Below are 24,126 nucleotides of genomic sequence, written 5' to 3' on the forward strand. Positions count from 1 at the left end.
AAGAGCGAGCAAACTAGCAGAATATGGTTGATGATGATTATCTTTAAAAACCCAGTAAAAGCTGTAGTATTGTTTAAATTATTTGTAAGCAATATGTAGTATGGATTTAGGCAAGATAGCTGGATTTTACTATATTCTTACTCTATTGAAACTGCCTGAAGTCAAGAACTGGGAAAATTTAATAAAAATCATACTTAAACTTGGCTATTCATGAGTAATATGGCATACCTGAAAACTGTCCTGAAAAAGATAGTTCGGTTTTTTGCGGTGTAGATGGGCATTTAAAAAAATGAAGAAAAAAATTTTCCTGAGCCTGTTTTTTCTAACTACAAGTTCACAGCTTTATGCACTTGATCTGGTAGAGGCTTATCAGCGTGCCAAACAGTCAGACCCAAGCTGGCAGGCTAATCTTTACCAGTATCAGGCAGATCAGCTTAATCTGGGTATTGCGCGTACTAATTTTTTGCCGACAGTCAGTGTCAGCGGTAATATTACCCGTAAACATCAGGGAAGTAACCAAAGCAATAGTGTGACCATTCCAGGTTTTGAAAATTTTGGTGATGCCTTGATGTCATCGACCTCTACCACGAAGCAAATTTCGATTACGGCACGTCAGCCCTTATTCCGTAAAGATGCCTGGGAGGGTTATAAACAGGTACAAACCTCCGTACTGCTGAGTGAAGTACAGTTACGCCAGCGCCAGCAGGACCATATTCTCAATGTGGCTGAGAGTTATTTTAATGTCTTACGTCAGCAGACACTGACCAGCTCTCATTTACAGGAAGAGAAAGCATTATTGGAGCAGCTGGAAATGATGAACGCCAAGTTACGTGAAGGACTGGTTGCCCGTAGTGATGTCAGTGAAGCCAATGCCCAGTACCAAAATGCCCGGGCCAACCGGATTTCAAGTAATGTACAGTTGCTCTTGGCTCAGGAACAGCTGGCACAACTAATTGGGCCATATCAGGAAAGTCTGGCGGTGCTTCAAGAAAATTTTAGCTATCAGCAACCTTATCCGGCTAATTTACAAGAATGGACTACCTTGGCACAAAATCAGAATCTTTCAGTACAGCAGGCACGTTTGCAACAAAAATATAATGATGACCAGCGCCGGATTGAACGGGCAGCCTTATATCCACAGCTTGAAGCAGTAGCTACCTATGGCTATACCAAACAGTCACCGGAAACACTTATCTCTGGTGATGGTCAGTTTGACCAGATTGGCGTGGAAATGAACTGGAATCTTTTTAATGGGGGACGCACGCAACAAAATATACGAAAGGCTACAGTCGATATCCGGCGTGCTGAAGCAGAGCTGGAAGCTGCTGTCCGTAAAAGTACAACTGATGCCAAACAGGCCTACCTGCAGGTTCAAACTGACCAGAATAAATTAGAAGCCCGTAAGGCTGCGATGCAATCATCCGAGCTGGTATCACGCGCTTCACGTGCCCAATATAATGAAGGTTTAAAAACTATAGTAGATGTATTGCTGGCTCAGCGTAATGCTTTTTCTGCCCGGCAGGATTATGTAAATGCACAGTATGATCATCTGATTAATATATTGCGTTTAAAAGCCGCCGCAGGTCAGCTCAATGAACAGGATTTGCAGGAAATGAACAGCTGGCTGGTTGAAAAGTTTTGACAGCTATTCATAAATGAACTGTCATCAAAGTTTCATCATAGCTATGCTTTAATACAAGATGCATCAGAATTTTCTTTTTAGCTGGCTGGAGTCTTTATCTTGAGCTTGAATAACCCTGTATTAAGTCACCATATTTCTTCACAGTTTAATGAAGAACTGCAAGGTGTTACGACTAAATTTATGACTATGGGCGGTCTGGTCGAGCAGCAGGTGGCCAATGCAATACGGGCTTTGCTGGATACAGATACCAATATGGCTATCGACGTACAGTTTCAGGATAACGTAGTAAACCGTTATGAACGGGAAATTGATGAAGGGTTAACCCTGATTCTGGCACGCCGTCATCCGGCTGCAATTGACCTGCGTATGGTGATCGCGATGAGCAAAGCAAATACTGACCTGGAACGGATTGGAGACGAAGCCGCAAAAATCGCCCGTATTGCCCAAAACTTATGTGAAGAAGGCGGATCGCCACGGGGTTATATGGAAACCCGGCATATTGGCAATCAGGTGCGGGTTATGATTCATGATGCACTGGATGCTTTTGCTCGGGTCGATGCTGAGCAGGCGCTTAAAGTACTTTTAGCCGATGCCGATATCGATCGTGAATACCAGTCAGCCACCCGTACTCTGATGACTTATATGATTGAAGATCCTCGCCATATTTCCCGGGTACTGAACGTGATGTGGGTATTGCGCTCACTTGAACGTATTGGTGATCATGCCCGTAATATTTCGGAACAAGTAATTTATATTGCAAAAGGACTTGATGTACGTCATACCAGCCTGGATGAAATTGAAGAACACGTACAACGCCGCTAAACAGACGTTTTAAATAGTGAAAAGGCCCGGGGAAAGTTTCCCGGGCCTTTGAGTCAAGAGTAAGGAAAAATCATCACATCCTGTACCCATTGCAATTTTTAATTATTTTTCTATGCTCACCTAGCTTCCTGCTTGGCTACAACTTTAGTCTAATGGAGTTAAGTAAATATCGTAGAAGTAAAAATCTGATATCACTGTAAGCTAAAGCTTATACAAGAGTAAGCAAAAAATTAAATATAGAATAAAAAAAGTCCCAGACTTTGGGGGAAATCTGGGAACGAAAGAGGAGCTCATTCAAAATTTCACTTATGCAGAATTCATCAGAGCTTTATATAAGTTTTCTTAAAATCAGTATAAGAAGTTCAAGTTTATTACTCATTATAGTTCATGTGTTTTGATGTGGAGGGCATGTAAATTAAGTTAATATAGTGTAATTAATTGCTTTAAAAATAAGCTTTGTCTTTATTTATTAAAAGTATAAATTGAACAGCAATATTTTGACCCACTCTAAAGTGGGTCAAAACAAAGATTAATTTTCAGGTTTCCAGCCCTCAGCTTTTTCTACACTCGCATCATTACTGAAAAATTTTTCACGTTGCTCTTCAAGAAATTTTTTTGCATCGGGCTCAAATACATTCAAACGTTTTTCATTAATGAGGGTGGTCTGATGCTGTAACCATTCCTGCCAGGCCTGTTTAGAAACCGTGTCAAATAGTTCCTGACCTTTTGGGCCTGGGAAGGGTGCAAATTCTAACCCTTCCATTTCTTTTTGATATTTACGGCAAAACACCTGTCGAGACATATCAATACTCCAAAGTTAAGATATAGCGTTTAAGCATAAAGTTTTTCTAAACGCGCATGGGCACGATCAATAGCTGCTTCTACTTGAGCCGGGGCCGTGCCGCCAATATGGTTACGCGCATTTACTGAAGCTTCCAGAGTTAGTGCTTTTTCAAAGACATCTGTCTGAATCAGGTCAGAGAACTGCTGAAGCTGTTCAAGGCTAAGTTCAGATAAGTCTTTACCTTCCTGAACGCCCAGAGCCACTGCTTTACCTACGATTTCATGTGCATCGCGAAAAGCGACTCCATTTTTTACCAGGTAGTCTGCAAGGTCTGTTGCAGTAGAAAAACCGCGAAGGGCTGCTTCACGCATGATATCGATATTGGGTACCAGAGCTGGAATCATGTCAGCAAATGCCATCAATGAACCACGTACGGTATCAATCGCATCAAATAATGGCTCTTTATCTTCCTGATTGTCCTTGTTATAGGCCAGTGGTTGGCCTTTCATTAGGGTCAACAGGCTCATCAGGTCGCCATAGACACGACCGGTTTTACCACGTACCAGTTCAGGAACATCGGGATTTTTCTTTTGTGGCATGATTGAAGAACCCGTACAGAAACGATCCGGGATATTGACGAATTTGAACTGCGCTGAAGTCCATAGAATCAGTTCTTCGGACATGCGTGATAAATGCATCATGATTAAAGATGCAGCAGCATTAAATTCAATCGCAAAGTCACGATCCGATACGGCATCTAACGAATTTTCAGCAACTGCTTCAAAACCCAAAAGTTCAGCCGTATAAGCACGGTCAATTGGATAAGTTGTACCAGCAAGTGCCGCAGAACCTAATGGCATGCGATTAACGCGCTTACGGCAGTCAATAAGACGTTCAGAGTCACGAACCAGCATTTCAAACCAGGCCAATAAATGATGACCAAAAGTCACAGGCTGTGCAGTTTGTAGATGGGTAAAACCGGGCATGATGGTTTGGGTGTTTTTAGCCGCCAAACCCAAAATACCTTTTTGTAATTTTTCCAGTAGATCTAAAATGGCATCAATTTCATCACGGACATAAAGACGGATATCAGTTGCGACCTGGTCATTACGGCTACGGCCGGTATGCAGTTTTTTACCTGTAATGCCGATACGCTGGGTCAGGCGTGACTCGATGTTCATATGTACATCTTCAAGGTCAATGCGCCACTCAAAATTTCCTGCCTCAATATCTGCTTTAATGGCAGTTAGACCTTCAATAATGTCATCACGTTCCTGTTCGGTCAGTACTCCTACTTTGGCAAGCATGGTCGCATGAGCAATTGAACCGGCAATATCCTGTTTATAAAAACGTTGGTCAAATTGTACAGATGCGGTAAATTCAGCCACAAAAGCATCGGTAGCTTCGGAAAAACGGCCGCCCCACATACCGGAAGTCTGATTCTGGGCAGGCGTATTGGAGGAATGAGAAGATGTGGTCATGTCGGCTCAGCAAAATAAAAAAGAGTATAGCAAATTCAACAGCGCTTGCCGAAGCACAGCGTGATAATTCCACAATACCATCAATAAATAACCGGAATAATTTATATTCTTTTACAAAGCGTGGACGCTGGCAATATCTAATCGAATTATTTCTGGTCAGTACGCTGTTGTCACTGATCCTTATTCTGGCAAAAGCGGGGACATGGCAAAACCTTCAGCTTGACCAATTGGCACAGTACATTTTTTTTATTCAATGGGTAGTATTGTGTTTTACTGCTTTGGTAGATACCTGGCAAAACCAGTTCAGACAGCTCAGCCATTTTTATGCCTTACTGTTCGGTTTTCTGCTACTTCAGTGCATTGTTCTGGTATCTACCTTCAGTCTGAATATGCTGAACTATTGGGGTAGTCATTTGAGCTGGACGGGAATAGATTCCGATATTTCATTTAAAGATATAGGTTTAAATCTCAGTTTTGGGATATTGATGGGAGTTATCTTTCTACGTTATCTGTATATGCGGGAACAATGGTTCAGACAGCAAAGTAGTGGATTAAACGCCCGTATACAGGCCATGCAGGCACGTATTCATCCGCATTTTTTATTTAATAGTATAAATAGTGTAGTAAGTCTCATCAATACAGACCCTGACAAGGCTGAAACAATGCTGATCAGCTTGTCTAAACTTTTTCGTGCCAGCCTGCAAGACCTCAAGCTGGTCAGCTTACAGCAGGAAATTGATTTGTGCCGGCATTACCTTTCAATTGAGCAGATGCGTCTGGGTGAACGGCTCCAGGTAGAGTGGAAAATAGAAAATACTCACTCTTTAAATCAGGTTTATATTCCACTTCTGACCTTACAGCCTTTGATTGAAAATAGTATTTTCCATGGAGTTGAAAGTGTCTATACTCAAGGTACCATCGGTATACTGGTTGAAATACTTCAAAATCAAGTTACTATAGTCATTACCAATCCTTACTCTTTAGATAAAATAACATTACGTAAAGGTCATGGTATTGCTATAGAAAGTGTACGGGAGCGGTTACAGGCCTATTTTGGACAGTCTGTACAGTTTCAAACTTTTGCCGGTGAGGGGATTTATACCACTATCGTGCAGTACCATTATAAATAAAAGAATAAAACCAGAGTCCAGATCAACATATATAAATTAAATGAAGTTGGTCTAGACAAGGAGAAAAAAATGGATATCCTGATTTGTGATGATGAGCCATTGGCCGTCGAACGCTTATCTCGTCTGGTTACCCAGCTCGGGCACCATGTAGTCGCTACAACATCAAGTGGTCAGCATACGATTGAACTGGTCCAGCAGTATCAGCCTGATGTTGTATTGCTTGATATTCAAATGCCGGAAATGGATGGTTTGCAATGTGCTGAACAGCTAAACCAGCTGGACCTTATGCCGGCGATTGTCTTTTGTACGGCTTATGAAGATCATGCATTGGAAGCTTTTAAATCAAGTGCGGAAGGTTATCTGCTCAAGCCCATAGAGGTCAGTGAGCTGCAGCAGGTTCTGGACAGGCTGACCCGTTTGAACCAGGCACAAATGTCGGGCCTGAAGCAGAAAGATATAGATACGGCAAAATTACAGCGCCAGCAAATTACTGCAAAAAGTTATCGAGGTGTTGAGCTGGTGCCTGTGGAGAACATTTACTATTTCTTAGCTGACCAGAAATATGTCACAGTACGTCATAAACATGGCAGCATTTTGATTGATGAGACCTTAAAAGAACTTGAACAGGAATTTTCGGAGAAGTTTATCCGGATCCATCGTAATGCACTGGTATCTGTTGACTATCTGGATGGGCTTGAGGTTGTGACTTCGGGACAGTATCAGGTGCGCTGCCGTGAACTTGACGAGCGGCTGGCCGTAAGCCGTCGCCATTTACCTGGTCTGCGTGAGCGGATACAAAAGCTTTAAAGAACTAAAATAGGACGGTTTTATCGGCTTTGGACGATAATTTACTTGCATTTTTAGGGGATCACGTTAAGTTTAAAGGGACTTTTTAACGCCTGAATTATGATGATGACCTTAAAAATTGCAACCCGTAAAAGCCCTCTAGCGCTCTGGCAAGCTGAACATATTCGTGCCTGTTTGCAGGAACTTCACCCTGGCTTGACGGTAGAACTGGTCACGTTTGTAACCCAGGGCGATAAGATTCTTGATACTCCTCTGGCAAAAATTGGGGGTAAGGGCCTGTTTGTAAAAGAACTTGAAGCTGCCTTGCTGGATGGACGTGCTGATTTGGCAGTGCACTCGATGAAAGATGTGCCTATGCATTTGCCAACAGGGTTATCGTTACCTGTGATCTGTGAACGTGAAGATCCATGTGATGCTTTTGTTTCAAATCGTTTTGAAGGCTTTGAGCAGTTACCAAAGGGGGCAACAGTCGGAACGTCAAGTTTACGCCGTAAAACCCAGATTTTGAAAGCCCGTCCAGATCTGAATATTCTTGATTTACGTGGTAACGTGGGTACCCGTCTGTCTAAACTTGATGCAGGTGAATATGATGCGATTATTCTGGCTAGTGCTGGTTTGAAACGTCTGGGATTGAGTGAGCGCATTAAACATACCCTGTCTCCGGAATTAAGTCTGCCCGCTGTTGGCCAAGGTGCGCTGGGACTAGAATGCCGTACAGATGATCAGGCCATACTTGATCTGATTTCTCCACTTCAGCATGAGCAGACAAGTATATGTGTACGGGCAGAAAGAGCATTTAATAGTCATTTGGAAGGAGGGTGTCAGGTTCCGATTGCTGCTTACGCGACTCTGGAAAATGGCCAGCTCCAGCTTGAAGGCCGTGTAGGAAGTGTGGATGGCTTAATATTACTTTCATCTCAAGTTTCAGGACAGCCGGAACATGCTGAACAGTTGGGGATCGAATTGGCAGAAAATTTATTGTCACAAGGTGCTGGCGAGCTGTTGAAAGCCCTTTATAAGTAAGTTTTATGCTATTTATTAATACCCGCCCGCAAGAACGCAGTCAGGCATTAAGTCTTGCCTTACTGCAAGCAGGTCATCAAGTACTTGAGTTGCCTTTACTTGAACTGACACCAACTGCTTACTCACTCCAGCTACAACAACTCTATCAGAATCTGCCATTCTGTCAGGTAATTGTGGTAGTGAGTCCTGCAGCAGCAGATGTTGGGATGCAGTATCTTCAGCAAAGTGGCATCAGCCTGAACGATTTAAGACAATTACAATGGATAGCGGTAGGCCAAACTACAGCTGAACACCTGAAGCATTACAGTATTTCCAGTCAGGTCCCTAAACTTGAGACCTCAGAGGGGATGCTTGAGCTTGATGTATTCAGACAATTTAATGACCTGCACAGTGTAGCATTCTGGCGCGGAGAGGGGGGGCGCCAGTTTATGATGCAAAATCTGCATCAGCAGGGAATAAAGGTTTTAAACTTTATTTTATACGAACGGTCCTGCCCGACACAAAGCATTCATGATTTTTCTAAAGTTGCAGCACAGATTATACAATACGGAAATCAGGTGCTGGTCCCTATTACTAGTGAAGCCAGCTGGTCTAACTGGCTGGATTTATGCCAGAATCAGCAGTCTGTTTTGCAGCTATGTCATTATCTGGTGCTGGGAGAGCGTTTATATCAGTTGATACACGGTTATAAAATCCAGCATCAGGCCAAATTTCAGGTTTCAAAAATAGAATATTTAAAACCTGAGGTCATACTCCAGTATATTGCAGAGTTGCAAGGGAAACTATGAGAAAGTTTTTATTCTGTATAATCATTCTGGCGTTGGCTTGGTTGGCAAAAATTAGTTATGACCTGTTTCAGGTTTCCCGCCAATTACCGGAAGTAGAAGTTAGTTTGCATCGAACTGAGCAGCTCAATGCAAGCCTCAACGACCAGGTAGTAGCTCTGCAGCGCCAGATTAGCCAGATAGCAGTGACTACCTCCACTAATCCCTCTCAGTCTCCCCAGCAGCAGTCAAGTCCGGCCGTTTTGGCAGAATTTAGCCCGGTCGCATTAATTGGTGAACGTTTAGAGCTGGTTCAGTTTGCTGTCCGGCAGCAGCAGTATGTGTATGCGCTGGAAAAATTATCAGAACTGGATCGTGATTTACATGGCTATGTACTGGCACCTGAACTCAAACAAAGTCTACATCAGGCGATTCATACAGATCAGTTAGCGATTCAACAGTTCGTGCAGGCTAAAACTCGGCAACAAGAATCTTTAGAAGCACTGTTGTTAGAAACTGACCAGTTACTGAAGCAGGCTATACAGCAAAATAATTTAAGTCCTGCCAAGAATCAGCCACAACATTTCTGGCAGCGCTGGTTGCAGATTGAACCGGTTCAGCGTCCAGGAGCTATATTGATGAATCGGCAACTGGTTCTCAAAGAGGTACAGCTAAGGCTGTTACTGGTAAGACAGTCACTTATGCAGGGGCAATATGCAGAATACCAGCAGGGCCTGGATGATGTAATTAAACAGCTGAATCAGTTACCCGACTATGACAGCCAGCAGTTAAAAAAACGTTTAATGAATATGAAGTATCTGCCAGTCATACCAAATCCGAAACTTGGTGCTATGACATTACTGGGTTAAGGGGGCAGTATGAAACAGATTTTTCTTGCTTATACACTGGTTAGCTTACTGGTTTTGGCCTTATTAAGTGTACTAAGTTATGGCTACGGTGCTGGTTATGTTTATGTGCAATGGCGCAACTGGCAAATGCAGACCAATTTATGGATATGGCTAGCTTTACTGGCAATATTCGGTTTGATTATCCAGCTGGTCTGGCTACAACTAAAACGTTATCTGACTCGGGAACAGCGTAAAACAGAAACTGTACTTGACTTCAAAACCTTACATCCTTACGAGCAGTTGGGAGTGATTTGGCTGTTACAAGCTGAACGGGACCAGCAGTTATTTATTCAACGGGTCTTTTCTCAATCAGGTTTATTAAGAGGAGTGATTGAATCACGCTTATTCTTAGGTAATGCTGAGACAGACCTTGCATTGAAAAGCTTGAACCAGGCATCTCCCCATGCATTTGAACTGGCAGAGCTACAACGGATTGAAATTTTTTTGCATCAGCAAGATCCTGAACAGGCATTAACTCATCTTGAATTTCTGAGTCAACATGCTTTATCTCCCTGGTTACAACAAGTGGAAAGTGCCTATCAATACAGGATTAATGAGCTCTGGGGGGAATTCGCAGTTCAGTATCCATGGCTCTACTTGCGCTCCAGCAAATATGGTCACTTAAGTCACGACTATAAAGAACAGTGGCTACAGCAACTGCTGGGCCAGTTTGACCAAGCAACTCTTGATGATCTGCAAGCATTGCAGCAACGTTATTTGGACATGGCAGGTCAGATACAGAACCGTACACCTGATATTCAGATTCTATGGCTTAAGTTACTGGCACGTATGCCTGAAATGAGTCAGCAGCATGAATCACTAGCCAATTTACTGCTGGCTGATAATTTTGATCAAGATGTTTTCTATTTATGGTTTCAGCAACAATTACTTAAGCAGCAACCTGACTATGAATATGTCGAGCAGCGTATTTTATTTTTAGAAAACAAGTACCCAAGTATCCCTATATTAAGTTTTGCAAAATGGCACATATATCAAGCAACTGACCGTGCATTGGAGGCAGAGCAGTTACTTGAACTCTATCCAGATAATATATTGATGATTTATTTAAGGATCAAAACAGTATTTAAAGGAAATGAGGATTTAATTCAGCAATTAAATCTGGTTTTTGAAAATGACGCTAATTTTATGCAGTTAAAGATTTAAGGAATTAATATGACCAAGTTAACAGATTACCCAGTAATTTATGAACAGAATGTTGCTTGGGGAGATATGGATGCATTTGGGCATGTCAATAATGTAATTTATTACCGTTATATAGAAAGTGCCCGTATTTGTTATCTTGATGTCTTGAATATATTCAAGCTTGATATTAATACTGTTGTGGCTTCAAGCCAGTGTAAATACCTTAAACCGGTATTTTATCCAGATCAGTTAAAAATTGGCGTCAGGGTTGAAGAGATTAGGAATAGTGCCTTTCGCATGAATTACTTGATATGGAGTAGTGCCCAACAACAAAATGTCGCTTTAGGAGAAGCAGTAATTGTTTGCGTAGATAAAGAGAGTATACAAAAGACACTCATTCCTGAAATAATAAGAGAAAAAATTATTAAGATTGAAAAAACTGTTGAACATGATTTAAATAACCGATGATTAGTTTTATTAAATAAAACCTCCTATTTCATATTAATTTGGCTATGTTGAGTTATTGTTATTAATTTAATTAAATAGTCTTGATAATTGTATTTAAAATACATAATATGAGTTTGAATATTAATTCAAATAAATATGATTAACCTGTGTTGCGGAGCCAATATTAATGAAGCCAGATATTAGTGAACTTTCGGTAGAAGATCTCAAAAGATTACAGCTTGAAGCCGAAGCATTAATCGCCAGCAAAAAAGATCAAGCAGTAGATGAAGCTTATGAACAGGTTTTAGAAATTGCTGAAAATGTGGGTCTGACTATTGAACAGTTGCTAGAATTTGGAGCGCAAAAGCGTAAGAAAACAACACGTAAATCAGTAGAGCCACGTTATCGTAATACTGAAAATCCTGAAGAAACCTGGACAGGACGTGGTAAGCAGCCACGCTGGTTAGTAGCAGCCCTTGAAAAAGGTGCAAAACTTGAAGATTTTCTGATCTAAGTTTCATCGAACTGTCATTCGACTGCCTTAGAATGTTAAAAAAGCCAAGCATGAATGCTTGGTTTTTTTATAGCAGTGAATTGGCGAGGTAGAAAAATTATGCATAATGGGACGCAGGGGAGAAATATAGTTATAGGAAAAAAATTAAATGTTGGTTATTGCTGAATGAATAAAAGAACGAAGCAATTAACGTGGTGGATATTTGCAGTCCTGGCGTTTTTATTATTTGTAGTGTTACAGATACCTGCTGCCTGGATTATTTCAAAATTTTCAAAAGATAATCAAACCTTGCAAAATGTCAGCGGTAATATCTGGCAGGGCCAGGCAGACTGGCATAAAGATAAACTGCGTGGATCAGTCAGCTGGAAAACCAGGCCTCTCGACTTATTGCTATTACGCTTGGGAGCAGACCTGGAAATTCATAGTGCCAATACAAAGCTAAATGGTACAGTGGCCTATGGTTTAGGTAAAAAAATAATTATTCAAGAGATGAAGGGCCAAATAGCGCCAGAAACCTTAAAGACCTTAGTAGACTGGCAATGGCCAGCCAATAGTATTCAGCTTCAAAATATTAATTTACGTTATCAGAAAAATGATGGCTTTAGTGATGCAACTGGCCAGCTGCAATGGGCAGGCGGACAACTCCTGTATAGCTTGGGCTCACGGCAGGACCGAATGAATATACCCTCTTTAAAAGGAGAGATTCAAGACGACGGTGGAAAGCTCATCTTTAATATACAAGATCAGCGTGGACAGAAAATGGCAAATCTGGTTCTTGATCCGGATATGATGTTGGATGTGCAACTAACCCAGCGTCTACTCTTGAATGTCCCTTCTTATGACGGTAAAGCTGGACTCGATACCTATGTGATTAGCTCCCGTCAGCCTCTATTACGGGGCAACTGGTGATGAAAACCTATCTGAATAAACTCCAGGATATTTCCTGGTCTAAACTGGACCGGGCTGGACCGTTCGTGCTGGCATTATTAATTCTGATCTTTTGCTGGAAGCTGGCAGCATTGTTTTGGTGGGTGGCAGCACCGCCACAAGGCATACAGTTTGAGCGCGTCATGCTGGGCTCACAGCAGCCACAAATTCCAAATATTTCTTCATTTTCCCTGTTTTACGAGCCAGGTCAAAGTGCTGCGGCGAATACATCTGCTGAAAGTTTAAATATAGAATTGCAGGGTGTGGTCATTGGTTATCCAAACCGTTATTCCTCAGCTGTAATTAAAGTAGACCAGATGGCAGAGCGTTATCGGGTTGGGGAAACCATTGCTAATTCTTCATTTCAATTGGCAGAGGTTTACTGGGACCGGGTGATATTGCGTCAACCCAATGGTACATCTCGTGAAGTTCAGTTTAAAGGAATTGAAAATGGCCTGAACCAGCCGATTGTGCCACCTGCTGACTCTGCCACTTCGGCAGCTCCTTCGCCATCACCTGCAAATTCTTCTCAATCTGCTTTAGGACAGGCGATACAAAAAATTCAGGAAGACCGTGAACAATATTTGCAGGAAATGGGTGTAAGCTCGACCGGTAACGGTTATGAGGTCACCAGCCGTACACCGGCTGCACTGCGCAGTAAGCTGGGTTTACGCCCAGGTGACCGGATTATGTCTTTAAACGGTCAGCCTGTCGGCCAGGGACAAAGTGATATTCAGTTACTTGAACAAGCCAGACGTGAAGGGCAAGTCAAAATAGAAATAAAACGTGGTGATCAGGTGATGACCATCCAACAAAGTTTTTAAGTGGGAATACCTCACAGTAGTGTTAGGAAAAATAACAGGCTATGGCTTTATTACAACATCATCGTCCACTTTGGGCTTTAGTGGCTGCAGCACCAGTCATCGCTGCTATAAGCACGGCAGCCTATGCACAAACCTGGAAAATTAATCTGCGTGATGCAGACCTGACTGCTTTTATCAATGAAGTCGCCGATATTACAGGGAAAAATTTTGCAGTTGATCCACGGGTCCGCGGTAATGTGACGGTCATCTCTAATAAGCCACTCAATAAAAATGAAGTTTATGACCTGTTCCTGGGTGTATTAAATGTCAACGGTGTAGTGGCAATTCCATCAGGGAATACTATTAAACTGGTTCCAGATAGTAATGTAAAAAGCTCAGGTGTTCCTTATGATGCACGACGTAATGCACGTGGTGATCAGGTGGTCACCCGGGTAATCTGGCTGGAAAATACCAATCCCAATGACCTGATACCGGCTTTACGTCCATTAATGCCACAGTTTGCACATCTTGCTGCAGTAGCAGGAACAAATGCTCTCATTGTCTCTGATCGTGCCAGTAATATTGCGCAATTAGAAACAATTGTCCGCAATCTCGATGGTACCGGGCAAAATGACATTGAAGCAATTACCTTGCAGTCGAGTCAGGCAGAAGAAGTGATTGGACTGTTGGAGTCCATGAGTTCAACAGGCGCTGCTAAAGATTTTAGTGGGGCACGGGTAAGAATTATGGCAGATAACCGGACTAACCGTATTTTGATTAAAGGCGATCCGGCAACACGTAAACGTATCCGGCATATGATTGAGATGCTGGATGTACCCTCAGCAGACCGTCTGGGGGGACTTAAAGTATTCCGCTTGAAATATGCCAGTGCCCAGAACCTGTCCGAGATCCTGCAAGGACTAGTGACCGGGCAGGCAGTAAATAGCAACAGTAATTCAAATAATTCTGGTTCCAGTAATTCTATTAATAACCTGATTAATAATACTGCCAATAATAATCAGGGTAGCACCGGCTCTGGAATTTCTACACCGGGTATTAATCTCAACGCTAATACTAATTCTGGGCAAAATCCGATCAGTAGTTTTAATGCGAATGGGGTTAGTATTATTGCAGATACTAATCAGAATGCTCTGGTGGTTAAGGCTGATCCCCAGCTGATGCGTGAAATCGAATCAGCAATTCAGCAACTGGATATACGTCGCCAGCAGGTTCTGATTGAAGCCGCAATTATTGAAGTTGCTGGTGATGATGCAGATCAGCTTGGAGTGCAGTGGGCACTCGGTGATATCAGCAGTGGAATTGGCTTGGTTAATTTTACAAATGTAGGAAGCAGTCTCGCCAGTCTTGCTGCTGGTTATCTGGCTGGTGGTTCAGCACTTGCTAATGCAGCCAGTAATTTAAGAGGTTCATCACTTCTTTTAGGTGACTATCGTGAAGGTGCTGATGGCTCACGACGTTTGTATGGCGCCCTGATTCAGGCCTTAAAGGATAATACCAAGTCTAATCTGTTGTCCACACCCTCTATTGTTACCATGGATAATGAAGAGGCTTATATCGTTGTCGGCCAGAATGTCCCGTTTGTTACCGGTTCAGTGACAACAAATGCAAATGGTGTGAATCCTTATACAACTGTGGAACGTAAAGATGTTGGTGTGACTCTAAAAGTTATTCCACATATTGGTGAAAATGGTACTGTCCGGCTGGAGGTGGAGCAGGAAGTATCAAATGTACAGCCTAATAAAGGACAGGCTACAGACTTGGTTACCAGTAAACGTGCAATTAAAACAGCAGTCTTGGCTGAACATGGTCAAACAGTCGTACTCGGTGGACTAATCTCAGATAATTCTATTTACAGTCGACAGGCTGTACCAGGTTTGGGGGCTATCCCGGGCATAGGCCGCTTGTTCCGGTCTGACAGCAACAGTAATGAAAAGCGAAACCTGCTGGTATTTATCCATCCGACCATTGTCGGCGATGCTAGTGATGTACGCCGATTAACGCAACGCCGTTATGATCAGCTTTATAGCTTACAGCTGGCTATGGATAAAGACGGAAATTTCGCCAAATTGCCTGAAAATGTAGAGGATGTCTATCAGCAACGTTTGCCGGTTCCTGCTACCTCTGATAAACCTAATGTGTACAAGCAGCTTTCTTCAGGGGGTGTTACTCCTGTGGTAACGACGACTCCTGTAGCGATTGAACTTGGTATTGGACAACGTAGTGTAGCTTTGCCTCAACCGGAGGTAGAACGTACTAAAAATACAGTAACTACAACTACTCTGCGTCCGGCTTCTTAACAGACAAGGCACGGAACATGAAATAAGGCATGTTATGATATAAAAAAATCACAAGAGATGAGTTTATGACTTGGAAATTACAAGCAATTACAGGTGATATTACGGGGCAGGAAATCAGTATTACCCATGACATGCTGGTGGGCCGCCATCAGGACGCTGATGTATTGTTACAGTCTGCGGAAATCTCCCGCCGCCATGCTGCCCTGCTGTTAAAAGATCAGGGACTTTGGGTACAGGACCTTAATTCATCCAATGGCACTTTTGTTAATAATGTCAGGATTGACCATGAAACCTTGCTAAAAGATGGTGACATTCTGCAATTTGCCAGTCTTAAGTTCTCAATTTTAGCACCTGTAGCAGATGCAGTGCAGGATGATGAGCCAGAAGTTGAAATGGAGCCAGTGGTTGAGTCCACCCAGTCAGTTGTGGTTGAAAAAACTGCTACAGAGCAGATGAACGAGCAAGGTATGCCGAGCCTGACTGAACGTGCAGAAGTTCCGGTTAGCCGTGAAGGGATGCCGCAGCGAGTAGATATTCCTAAGCCCGCGCCAATTCCTGAAACTGTCCAGCCTAAAGTGCAGCCAGAACCTCAGTCCGTGCCACTGGAACAGCCTGTATCACGTGTTGCTGAAGAAAAAGAGCAACAGAAAAATGCATCAGTAGGCTTAATGACAGTGATCGTGCTGATTATTCTGGCAGTGATTGCATGGGTATTCTTTAAATAATTATATAGTCACATTCATGGGCATGCTCGCATGCCTTTTTATCCGGATAAAAAATATGACAGTTGCTCAACTTACAACACGCAATTTAATCCTGTTTGATCTGGATGGAACGCTGGTAGATTCAGCCACTGATCTGTTTAGAGCGATGAATATTAGCTTAAATACCCTGCAACTTCCGATGGTTACAGAACAACAGATTCGGCAATGGGTAGGTAAAGGTGCATCTAAACTATGTGAAGACGTATTACTTAATCTTCTGGGTGAAGTTGAACCGAGTCAGCATCAGCAGCTTTACGCAGAATTTTTAGAAGTATACGCTGCTGGTATTTGTGTGGACAGTAAGCCATTTCCTGGAGTAATTGATTTTCTTGACTATGCCGTCCGGCAAAATATTACTTTAGCTTGTGTGACCAATAAACCACAAAAACTGGCTGAGGCCTTGCTCTATGAATTAAGGCTGGACCAGTATTTTAAACTGGTGGTCGGTGGTGATAGCTTGGAACATAAAAAACCGCATCCTCTACCTCTACTGCACTGTATGGATGTTCTCAAGAGTAATACGAAACAGACACTATTAATTGGTGATTCAAGCAATGATATTGAGGCAGCGCGCCGTGCAGGGGTTGATTGTATTGTCGTAAGCTATGGTTATAATCATGGTGAAGATATTCATGACTCGGCTCCACAGCAGGTCGTAGATGATTTAAGAGAATTAATTGATCATTGAAAAAGTTTAGAAAGTGAAGGATACAGCAATGGACGACAGTATGGTTTTTCGATGGCGACATAACATAGCTTTAAAGCCTGATGCCTAACTTACCGAAAAACAATCAAGAGTCCCCGTATGACCACCCTAAACCAGTTTGAATCACTTAAACATGCCGGCTATAACCTGATCCCTGTTTACCGTCAGCGTCTGGCAGATACCGAAACTCCACTGTCCGTATTTGCGCGTTTAAAACACCATAGTCAAGCTTATCTGTTTGAATCGGTTGAGGGGGGTGAAAACTGGGCCAGATATTCAATGATTGGCTTGGGTGAATCTGTAGTATTTTCTTGTAATGAGGGAGAACTCACTGTAAAAGCTACTGATGGCCAGCTTACCACCCAGCTGTGTGATGACCCGTTCCAGTTTATTCGAGACTTCCAGGCTCAGTTTAAAGTACCTGATGCGCAGTTGTTACCCGGATTACCCGGTTTTACAGGAGGGCTGGTCGGTTATTTTGGCTATGATGCAGTGCGCTATATTGAACCCAAGCTCAATAATATGCCGCAAGCAGATCCAGTGGGCTTGCCAGATATATGGATGATGCTGTCAAAAACAGTCATTATTTTTGATAATCTTAAAGATACGCTGTTTTTGATTGTACATGCAGATATCAATGATCCTGAAGCCTATCAGCGTGCGCAGTTACAACTCGATCATCTGGAACAGATACTGAATACACCAATCAGCTTGCAGGCTTATCCACACACCCCACCACATTTTGAGTCTCTTACCGGGAAAGATAGATTCCTTGAGTCGATTGAGACAGTTAAGGAGTATATCCGGGCTGGTGATGTAATGCAGGTAGTGCCAGGTCACCGTATGGTATCTGAGTTTGATGGAGAGGCATTGCAGGTTTATCGTGCATTACGTCACCTTAATCCGTCACCTTATTTATTTTTAGTACAAGGCCAAACTTTAACTGATGGCAAGCCATTTCATATTGTAGGTTCATCGCCTGAAATTCTTTCTCGTCTGGAAAATGGGATAGCAACTGTACGGCCACTTGCAGGAACCCGTCCGCGTGGTAAAACTAAGGAAGAAGACTGGGCGCTTGAACAGGACCTTTTATCTGATGAAAAAGAGATTGCCGAACATTTAATGCTGATTGATCTGGGGCGTAACGATATCGGTCGAGTCTCACAAATCGGTAAGGTACAGGTGACGGACCGCATGGTTATTGAGCGTTATTCACATGTCATGCATATTGTTTCAAATGTGCAAGGTGAAGTAAGTGAAGGTATTGATGCACTAGATGTATTTAAAGCTACTTTTCCGGCTGGAACACTCTCTGGCGCTCCTAAAATCCGCGCAATGCAAATTATTGATGAAGTCGAACCAGTTAAACGTGGGATTTTCGGTGGGGCTGTAGGTTATTTGGGATGGCATGGTGAAATGGATATGTCGATTGCTATTCGAACTTGTGTGATTCGTGAAAATAAGGTTTATGTGCAGGCTGGAGCGGGGCTGGTCGCTGACTCGAATCCTGAATCTGAATGGAATGAAACTCAAATAAAAGCTCGCGCAGTGATCAAAGCGGTTGAATTATCATCAAACGGATTGATTTTATGAGTTTTTGAGGGTTTTTTTAAAAAAAACTGTTGCATGCCTGCGAAGTTTTGCTAAACTGCACACCGTTCCGATACGAAACGTACGAAACACTAAGAAGCGCCGGCATAGCTCAGTTGGTAGAGCAACTGACTTGTAATCAGTAGGTCCACAGTTCGAATCCGTGTGCCGGCACCATCTAAAGTGTGTAATTTTGTAGAGGAAAGCACTGAAATAAGTGCGATTGGTGGGATTCCCGAGCGGTCAAAGGGAGCAGACTGTAACTCTGCCGCGTAAGCTTCGAAGGTTCGAATCCTTCTCCCACCACCAACTTTTACTTTAAATGTAGTGGTCAATTACCAACAATGCGGGAGTAGCTCAGTTGGTAGAGCGGTAGCCTTCCAAGCTGCATGTCGCGAGTTCGAACCTCGTCTCCCGCTCCATTTAAAGCTAAATTTCGCTCTTATAGCTCAGTGGTAGAGCACTCCCTTGGTAAGGGAGAGGTCTCCAGTTCAAATCTGGATAAGAGCTCCAGATACAGTTTAGTAGATTTTTCTACAAAGTTTTTAAAAAGCAGGCTTTTAAGTCTGCTTTTCAAGTATTGGGTGTCTGTTTTTAGACAATGGGTCGATGAGCTGAGTTATCTCAGGGCTGTTTTCTTAAGCTGGTTTCGACGTAAACGAGGAAGATCATCATGGCTAAAGCCAAGTTTGAACGTAATAAGCCACACGTAAACGTGGGCACAATCGGTCACGTTGACCATGGTAAAACAACTTTAACCGCTGCGATTGCAACAATCTGTGCAAAAACTTACGGCGGTGAAGCGAAAGATTACGCAGCAATTGACTCTGCACCAGAAGAAAAAGCGCGTGGTATTACCATTAATACTTCACACGTAGAATATGACTCTCCAACTCGTCACTACGCTCACGTAGACTGCCCGGGCCACGCTGACTATGTTAAAAACATGATCACTGGTGCTGCTCAGATGGACGGCGCGATCCTTGTATGTGCAGCAACTGATGGCCCAATGCCACAGACTCGTGAACACATCCTGCTTTCTCGTCAGGTTGGTGTACCTTACATCATCGTGTTCCTGAACAAATGTGACCTTGTTGATGACGAAGAGTTACTTGAACTGGTAGAAATGGAAGTTCGTGAACTCCTGTCTACTTATGACTTCCCAGGTGATGACACTCCAATCATCCGTGGTTCAGCTCTTCAAGCACTGAACGGCAACGACGGTCAGTATGGCGAGTCTGCAGTTCTTGCTCTGGTTGAAGCGCTTGACACTTACATTCCAGAACCAGAACGTGCAATCGACAAAGCATTCCTAATGCCAATCGAAGACGTATTCTCAATTTCAGGTCGTGGTACAGTAGTTACTGGCCGTGTTGAGTCTGGTATCGTTAAAGTCGGCGAAGAAGTTGAAATCGTTGGTATCAAAGATACAGTTAAAACGACTGTAACGGGTGTAGAAATGTTCCGTAAACTGCTTGACGAAGGTCGTGCAGGCGAGAACTGTGGTGTTCTGCTACGTGGTACTAAACGTGAAGACGTTCAGCGTGGTCAGGTACTGGCTAAACCAGGTACAATCAAGCCGCACACTAAATTCGATGCAGAAGTATATGTACTTTCTAAAGAAGAAGGTGGTCGTCACACTCCATTCCTGAATGGTTACCGTCCACAGTTCTACTTCCGTACAACTGACGTAACTGGTGCGATCCAGCTGAAAGAAGGCGTTGAAATGGTTATGCCAGGTGACAACGTTGAGATGTCAGTTGAGCTGATCCACCCGATCGCGATGGACGCTGGTCTGCGTTTTGCGATTCGTGAAGGTGGTCGTACAGTAGGTGCTGGTGTTGTTGCGAAAGTAACTGCATAATATATAATAGTTGAATCTTCAAGCCGTGAACCCTGATTTGCGGCTTGTCTTACAGGCCAGTAGTTCAATTGGTAGAGCGTCGGTCTCCAAAACCGAATGTTGGGGGTTCGAGTCCCTCCTGGCCTGCCACTTTTTCTGAATAAAAAAGCTTGATGCTGGCTGAATTGTCATATAATAAGTCGCGAATCCTACGACGAGTACAAAAATGTCGAATGATAAATCGCGTGACGCATTGAGCGACGCGCCAATTCCTCAAAGAAATAATCCTGCTGAAGTTGTCCGTTCCGGGTCTGTGCTAGATGTTGTGCTATGGCTTATTGCTTTAGCCTTATTAATCAGTGCGACTTTGGTGAACCAGCATCTGCCAGCGTATTGGGCGCCTGCAAATGATATTTGGGTGCGCGTTGGGGTAATTTTGGCTTGTATCATCGTGGCATTCGGTTTATTATACGCCACCCATCAAGGCAAAGGCTTTGCTCGTTTGTTGAAAGACTCACGAATTGAGCTGCGTCGAGTGACTTGGCCAACGAAGCAAGAGACCATGACCACATCTTGGCAGGTGCTTGCGGTTGTAGTTGTTGCATCCATTTTATTATGGTGTTTTGACTACATTTTGGGCTGGTTAATGAAGTTTATTATCGGGTAAGAGAGCTATGAAACGTTGGTACATTATTCATGCCTATTCAGGTTATGAAAAACAAGTGATGCGTTCACTTAATGATCGAATCCAGCGTAGCGCTGTAGCCGATAGCTTTGGTGAAGTCCTTGTTCCTACCGAAGAAGTGGTAGAAATGAAGGATGGTAAGAAACGTAAATCTGAACGTAAGTTCTTTCCAGGCTATGTGTTGGTCGAAATGGAAATGAATGATGAAACTTGGCACATTGTTAAAGAATGTCCAAAAGTTTTAGGTTTTATTGGTGGTACGGCTGAGAAACCGGCGCCAATTACCCAACGTGAAGCAGATGCGATTCTTGCTCGTGTACGCAATACTGGTGAAGCACCACGTCCGAAGACGATGTTTGAACCAGGCGAAGAATTACTCGTAATTGACGGTCCATTCACCGACTTTAAAGGTGTGGTGGAAGAAGTTCTATACGAAAAGTCACGTTTAACGTTGACCATCAATGTATTTAACCGACCTACACAGGTTGAACTCGAGTTTCGACAAGTCGAAAAATCAGTTTAAGCTAGGTTGGTGTTAAAACGCCCGATTCGTCGGGCATTGTTATGGTAACGATTACTGTTACATGAATAAGTCGGGGAGCCTGACGGCGTTTGTACCCAGAGGTATTTAATAATGGCTAAGAAGATTGACGGCTATATCAAGCTGCAAGTTCCAGCTGGTAAAGCGAATCCATCTCCACCGATTGGTCCTGCACTAGGTCAACGTGGTGTAAACATCATGGCATTCTGTAAAGAATTCAATGCTGCTACACAAAAGGTTGAACCAGGTCTGCCAATTCCTGTCGTGATCACTGTGTACAATGATAAATCGTTTACTTTTATCATGAAAACTCCACCTGCAGCAATTCTGCTTAAGAAAGCTGCTGGTATCCAAAAAGGTTCAGCTATACCTAACAAAACTAAAGTGGGTAAGTTGACTCGTGCTCAATTAGAAGAAATTGCGACTACTAAAGAACCAGATCTAACTGGTGCTGATTTAGACGCACGTGTACGTACCATCGCTGGTTCTGCGCGTTCTATGGGCTTGGAAGTGGAGCTATAAGACATGGCAAAGTTAACTAAACGTCAAAAAGCCATTGCTGCTGCTATTGAAGCAAACAAAGTTTACACTTTAGAAGAAGCAGTACAGGTTCTAAGCAGCCTTCCAGCAGCGAAATTCAAAGAATCTTTGGATATCGCAGTAAACCTGGGTGTAGATCCACGTAAATCTGACCAGGTTGTTCGTGGTGCGACTACGCTTCCTGCAGGTACTGGTAAAACTGTACGTGTTGCAGTTTTTGCTCAAGGTGCACAAGCAGAAGCAGCTAAAGCAGCTGGTGCTGATATTGTTGGTTTTGATGACCTTGCTGAGAGCATCCAAGGTGGTGATCTGAACTTTGATGTTGTGATCGCTGCGCCTGATGCTATGCGCGTTGTAGGTAAATTGGGTACGATCCTTGGTCCACGTGGCTTAATGCCAAACCCGAAAGTGGGTACTGTAACTCCTGACGTGGCAAATGCAGTTAAAAATGCAAAGTCAGGTCAAGCACGTTACCGTGTAGACAAAGCAGGTATTATCCATGCTGCAATCGGCCAGATTGGCTTTGAAGCATCTGCTGTTCGTCAAAACGTTGAAACTTTGATTGCTGATTTGAAAAAACTTAAACCAGCGACCTCAAAAGGTGTATACATCAAGAAAATCACACTAAGCTCTACTATGGGTCCTGGTCTGGTTGTTGATGTAAGCAACGTTTCTAACTAAGTTTATTCTTAGACAGAATTCTTAAAATCTCCAGTAGCTTGGAAATATAAATTTTTAGCAACTGGAGTGGACTTTGAATTGATAGGTTAAAGCCTATTAGCGTCAAAGACCTCAGGCGAGGGAAGGTCTTGTACCTGAACTCTTAATAGCCCAGCCTGCGTAGACGCGGTGGTGTGATTTATTCCTCCTCCGCGTGTAAGTCCAGTGATTGGATTTACGAATTGGGAGTGTACCTGTTTGGGTACATAAATCACCGTTAGGAGGTTTTACAATGGCTCTTCTTATCGAAGACAAAAAACAGATCGTTGCAGAAGTAAGTGAAGTTGCTTCTAAAGCGTTCTCAGCTGTTGTTGCTGACTACCAAGGTCTGACAGTTGGGCAGTTAACTGCTCTTCGTGTTGAAGCTCGTAAGCTTGGTGTTACTACACGTATCGTGCGTAACACTCTGGCTAAGCGTGCTCTTCAAGATACTCAATTCAATATCTTGAATGACAACCTTGTTGGCCCAACAATCTTGGCTTTCTCAACTTCTGAAGATGACATGGGTGCAGCTGCACGCTTGTTTGAAGAATTTGCTAAAACTAACAAAGCATTTGAACTTAAAGCTGCTGCCTTTGATGGCAAGGTTTATGAAGGTGCTGAAGTTAGCGTAATCGCGAATCTTCCAAACCAAGAAAAAGCACTTACTATGCTTGCCAATGTTCTTCAGGCTCCTATCTCGAAACTGGGTCGCCTTATTACTGCGCTCAAAGAGAAAAACGAGTCAGAAGCTGCTTAAGCTTAAATCTACTTTCACACCATTCAATATCCATTTGGAGTTACTCTCATGGCTTTAACTAACGAAGAAATCTTAAATGCAGTTGCTGAAAAAACTGTTCTTGAGCTTGTTGAACTGATCTCTGCTTTCGAAGAGAAATTCAATGTATCTGCTGCTGCTGTAGCTGTTGCTGCTGCTCCAGGTGCTGGCGCTGCTGCTGCTGAAGAACAAACTGAATTCAATGTTGAGTTGACTTCTTTCGGCGCAAACAAAGTTGCTGTAATTAAAGCAGTTCGTGAAGCAACTGGCCTTGGTCTTAAAGAAGCGAAAGATCTTGTTGAAAGCGCTCCTTCAGCTGTTAAAGAAGGCGTTTCTAAAGAAGAAGGCGAAGAGCTTAAGAAAAAACTTGAAGAAGCTGGTGCTACAGTTACTCTTAAGTAATTCTTTAAGGAGTCGATTTTTTAATCGGCTCCATAAAATGGCTGATGGCTCTTGGGTCATCAGCC

At 43.0% G+C, this 24,126-nt stretch carries 25 protein-coding genes and 5 tRNA genes; 28 read left to right on the top strand and 2 right to left on the bottom strand.

All coding sequences use genetic code 11. The annotated features are described in order from the left end of the window. The first annotated feature begins 289 nt into the window (after positions 1 to 289). Positions 290 to 1,642, top strand: a complete 1,353-nt coding sequence (gene abuO, locus AC0VYT_RS00905; protein ID WP_005017109.1) for a multidrug efflux outer membrane protein AbuO — start codon at positions 290 to 292, stop codon at positions 1,640 to 1,642. A gap of 99 nt (positions 1,643 to 1,741) precedes the next feature. Beyond that, positions 1,742 to 2,464: a phosphate signaling complex protein PhoU gene (phoU, locus tag AC0VYT_RS00910; protein WP_005017107.1), complete on the top strand. Its 723-nt coding sequence runs from the start codon at positions 1,742 to 1,744 to the stop codon at positions 2,462 to 2,464. A gap of 529 nt (positions 2,465 to 2,993) precedes the next feature. Here the strand turns inward: phoU and AC0VYT_RS00915 are convergent. Continuing rightward, entirely contained in the window at positions 2,994 to 3,266 is a 273-nt protein-coding gene (locus AC0VYT_RS00915) for an oxidative damage protection protein (protein ID WP_005017105.1), read from the bottom strand. Positions 3,267 to 3,295: 29 nt separating this feature from the next. Beyond that, on the bottom strand, positions 3,296 to 4,729 hold the full coding sequence (gene argH, locus AC0VYT_RS00920) for an argininosuccinate lyase (protein WP_005404528.1): 1,434 nt from the start codon (positions 4,727 to 4,729) through the stop codon (positions 3,296 to 3,298). Between argH and AC0VYT_RS00925 the strand changes: the two genes are divergently transcribed. From AC0VYT_RS00925 to rplL, 26 genes are all read left to right on the top strand, one after another. Further along, a complete protein-coding gene (locus AC0VYT_RS00925) occupies positions 4,720 to 5,859 on the top strand; it encodes a sensor histidine kinase (protein WP_005017101.1) in 1,140 nt (379 codons plus the stop codon). The two genes, argH and AC0VYT_RS00925, sit on opposite strands and share 10 nt — an antisense overlap. A 69-nt stretch (positions 5,860 to 5,928) precedes the next feature. After that, on the top strand, positions 5,929 to 6,666 hold the full coding sequence (locus tag AC0VYT_RS00930) for a LytR/AlgR family response regulator transcription factor (RefSeq protein ID WP_005017100.1): 738 nt from the start codon (positions 5,929 to 5,931) through the stop codon (positions 6,664 to 6,666). Between the two features lie 102 nt (positions 6,667 to 6,768). Further along, positions 6,769 to 7,689, top strand: a complete 921-nt coding sequence (gene hemC / locus AC0VYT_RS00935; RefSeq protein WP_034430615.1) for a hydroxymethylbilane synthase — start codon at positions 6,769 to 6,771, stop codon at positions 7,687 to 7,689. Positions 7,690 to 7,694: 5 nt separating this feature from the next. Continuing rightward, positions 7,695 to 8,477, top strand: coding sequence for a uroporphyrinogen-III synthase (locus AC0VYT_RS00940; RefSeq protein WP_005017096.1), 783 nt, complete (start codon positions 7,695 to 7,697; stop codon positions 8,475 to 8,477). Then, complete coding sequence (locus AC0VYT_RS00945) at positions 8,474 to 9,322, top strand: hypothetical protein (RefSeq protein ID WP_005017093.1); 849 nt, start codon at positions 8,474 to 8,476, stop codon at positions 9,320 to 9,322. Before AC0VYT_RS00940 ends, AC0VYT_RS00945 begins: the two co-directional genes overlap by 4 nt. Before the next feature lie 9 nt (positions 9,323 to 9,331). Continuing rightward, positions 9,332 to 10,525: a membrane protein gene (locus AC0VYT_RS00950; protein ID WP_005017091.1), complete on the top strand. Its 1,194-nt coding sequence runs from the start codon at positions 9,332 to 9,334 to the stop codon at positions 10,523 to 10,525. 9 nt (positions 10,526 to 10,534) lie between these two features. Further along, a complete protein-coding gene (locus AC0VYT_RS00955; protein ID WP_005017088.1) occupies positions 10,535 to 10,972 on the top strand; it encodes an acyl-CoA thioesterase in 438 nt (145 codons plus the stop codon). Between the two features lie 166 nt (positions 10,973 to 11,138). Further along, positions 11,139 to 11,465, top strand: a complete 327-nt coding sequence (locus tag AC0VYT_RS00960) for an H-NS histone family protein (RefSeq protein WP_005017085.1) — start codon at positions 11,139 to 11,141, stop codon at positions 11,463 to 11,465. Between the two features lie 165 nt (positions 11,466 to 11,630). Next, on the top strand, positions 11,631 to 12,374 hold the full coding sequence (gene gspN, locus AC0VYT_RS00965; RefSeq protein WP_005017083.1) for a type II secretion system protein N: 744 nt from the start codon (positions 11,631 to 11,633) through the stop codon (positions 12,372 to 12,374). Continuing rightward, positions 12,374 to 13,216 (top strand): type II secretion system protein N, encoded by an 843-nt coding sequence (locus AC0VYT_RS00970; protein WP_005017081.1) that lies wholly within the window; start codon positions 12,374 to 12,376, stop codon positions 13,214 to 13,216. Before gspN ends, AC0VYT_RS00970 begins: the two co-directional genes overlap by 1 nt. A 41-nt stretch (positions 13,217 to 13,257) precedes the next feature. Continuing rightward, positions 13,258 to 15,513, top strand: coding sequence for a type II secretion system secretin GspD (gene gspD, locus AC0VYT_RS00975; protein ID WP_005017079.1), 2,256 nt, complete (start codon positions 13,258 to 13,260; stop codon positions 15,511 to 15,513). A 65-nt stretch (positions 15,514 to 15,578) separates the two neighbouring features. Further along, positions 15,579 to 16,238, top strand: a complete 660-nt coding sequence (locus AC0VYT_RS00980; RefSeq protein WP_005017077.1) for an FHA domain-containing protein — start codon at positions 15,579 to 15,581, stop codon at positions 16,236 to 16,238. 55 nt (positions 16,239 to 16,293) lie between these two features. Further along, positions 16,294 to 16,965, top strand: a complete 672-nt coding sequence (locus AC0VYT_RS00985; RefSeq protein WP_005017075.1) for a phosphoglycolate phosphatase — start codon at positions 16,294 to 16,296, stop codon at positions 16,963 to 16,965. A gap of 117 nt (positions 16,966 to 17,082) precedes the next feature. After that, complete coding sequence (trpE, locus tag AC0VYT_RS00990; protein WP_005017073.1) at positions 17,083 to 18,576, top strand: anthranilate synthase component I; 1,494 nt, start codon at positions 17,083 to 17,085, stop codon at positions 18,574 to 18,576. A gap of 98 nt (positions 18,577 to 18,674) precedes the next feature. Beyond that, a tRNA-Thr gene (locus AC0VYT_RS00995) sits at positions 18,675 to 18,750 on the top strand. Positions 18,751 to 18,798: 48 nt separating this feature from the next. Next, positions 18,799 to 18,882 (top strand) — tRNA-Tyr (locus AC0VYT_RS01000). A gap of 37 nt (positions 18,883 to 18,919) precedes the next feature. Beyond that, positions 18,920 to 18,995 (top strand) — tRNA-Gly (locus tag AC0VYT_RS01005). A gap of 16 nt (positions 18,996 to 19,011) precedes the next feature. Continuing rightward, positions 19,012 to 19,086, top strand: a tRNA-Thr gene (locus AC0VYT_RS01010). Between the two features lie 160 nt (positions 19,087 to 19,246). Next, complete coding sequence (gene tuf / locus AC0VYT_RS01015; protein ID WP_005017071.1) at positions 19,247 to 20,437, top strand: elongation factor Tu; 1,191 nt, start codon at positions 19,247 to 19,249, stop codon at positions 20,435 to 20,437. Between the two features lie 53 nt (positions 20,438 to 20,490). Beyond that, positions 20,491 to 20,566, top strand: a tRNA-Trp gene (locus AC0VYT_RS01020). Between the two features lie 76 nt (positions 20,567 to 20,642). After that, the gene (gene secE, locus AC0VYT_RS01025) at positions 20,643 to 21,083 is read left to right on the top strand and encodes a preprotein translocase subunit SecE (RefSeq protein WP_005017069.1); all 441 of its coding nucleotides are present in this window, start codon (positions 20,643 to 20,645) and stop codon (positions 21,081 to 21,083) included. A 7-nt stretch (positions 21,084 to 21,090) separates the two neighbouring features. Further along, positions 21,091 to 21,624 carry a transcription termination/antitermination protein NusG gene (gene nusG, locus AC0VYT_RS01030; RefSeq protein WP_004692772.1) on the top strand — a complete coding sequence of 178 codons (534 nt, stop codon included), beginning with the start codon at positions 21,091 to 21,093 and terminating at the stop codon, positions 21,622 to 21,624. Positions 21,625 to 21,735: 111 nt separating this feature from the next. Next, the gene (gene rplK / locus AC0VYT_RS01035) at positions 21,736 to 22,164 is read left to right on the top strand and encodes a 50S ribosomal protein L11 (RefSeq protein WP_005017067.1); all 429 of its coding nucleotides are present in this window, start codon (positions 21,736 to 21,738) and stop codon (positions 22,162 to 22,164) included. Positions 22,165 to 22,167: 3 nt separating this feature from the next. Further along, positions 22,168 to 22,863: a 50S ribosomal protein L1 gene (rplA, locus tag AC0VYT_RS01040; protein ID WP_005017065.1), complete on the top strand. Its 696-nt coding sequence runs from the start codon at positions 22,168 to 22,170 to the stop codon at positions 22,861 to 22,863. A gap of 271 nt (positions 22,864 to 23,134) precedes the next feature. Beyond that, entirely contained in the window at positions 23,135 to 23,641 is a 507-nt protein-coding gene (gene rplJ / locus AC0VYT_RS01045; RefSeq protein ID WP_005017063.1) for a 50S ribosomal protein L10, read from the top strand. A gap of 48 nt (positions 23,642 to 23,689) precedes the next feature. After that, complete coding sequence (gene rplL, locus AC0VYT_RS01050; RefSeq protein ID WP_005017060.1) at positions 23,690 to 24,061, top strand: 50S ribosomal protein L7/L12; 372 nt, start codon at positions 23,690 to 23,692, stop codon at positions 24,059 to 24,061. Positions 24,062 to 24,126: the final 65 nt, after the last annotated feature.

This window comes from Acinetobacter sp. QJM3NY_42 (assembly GCF_056173745.1).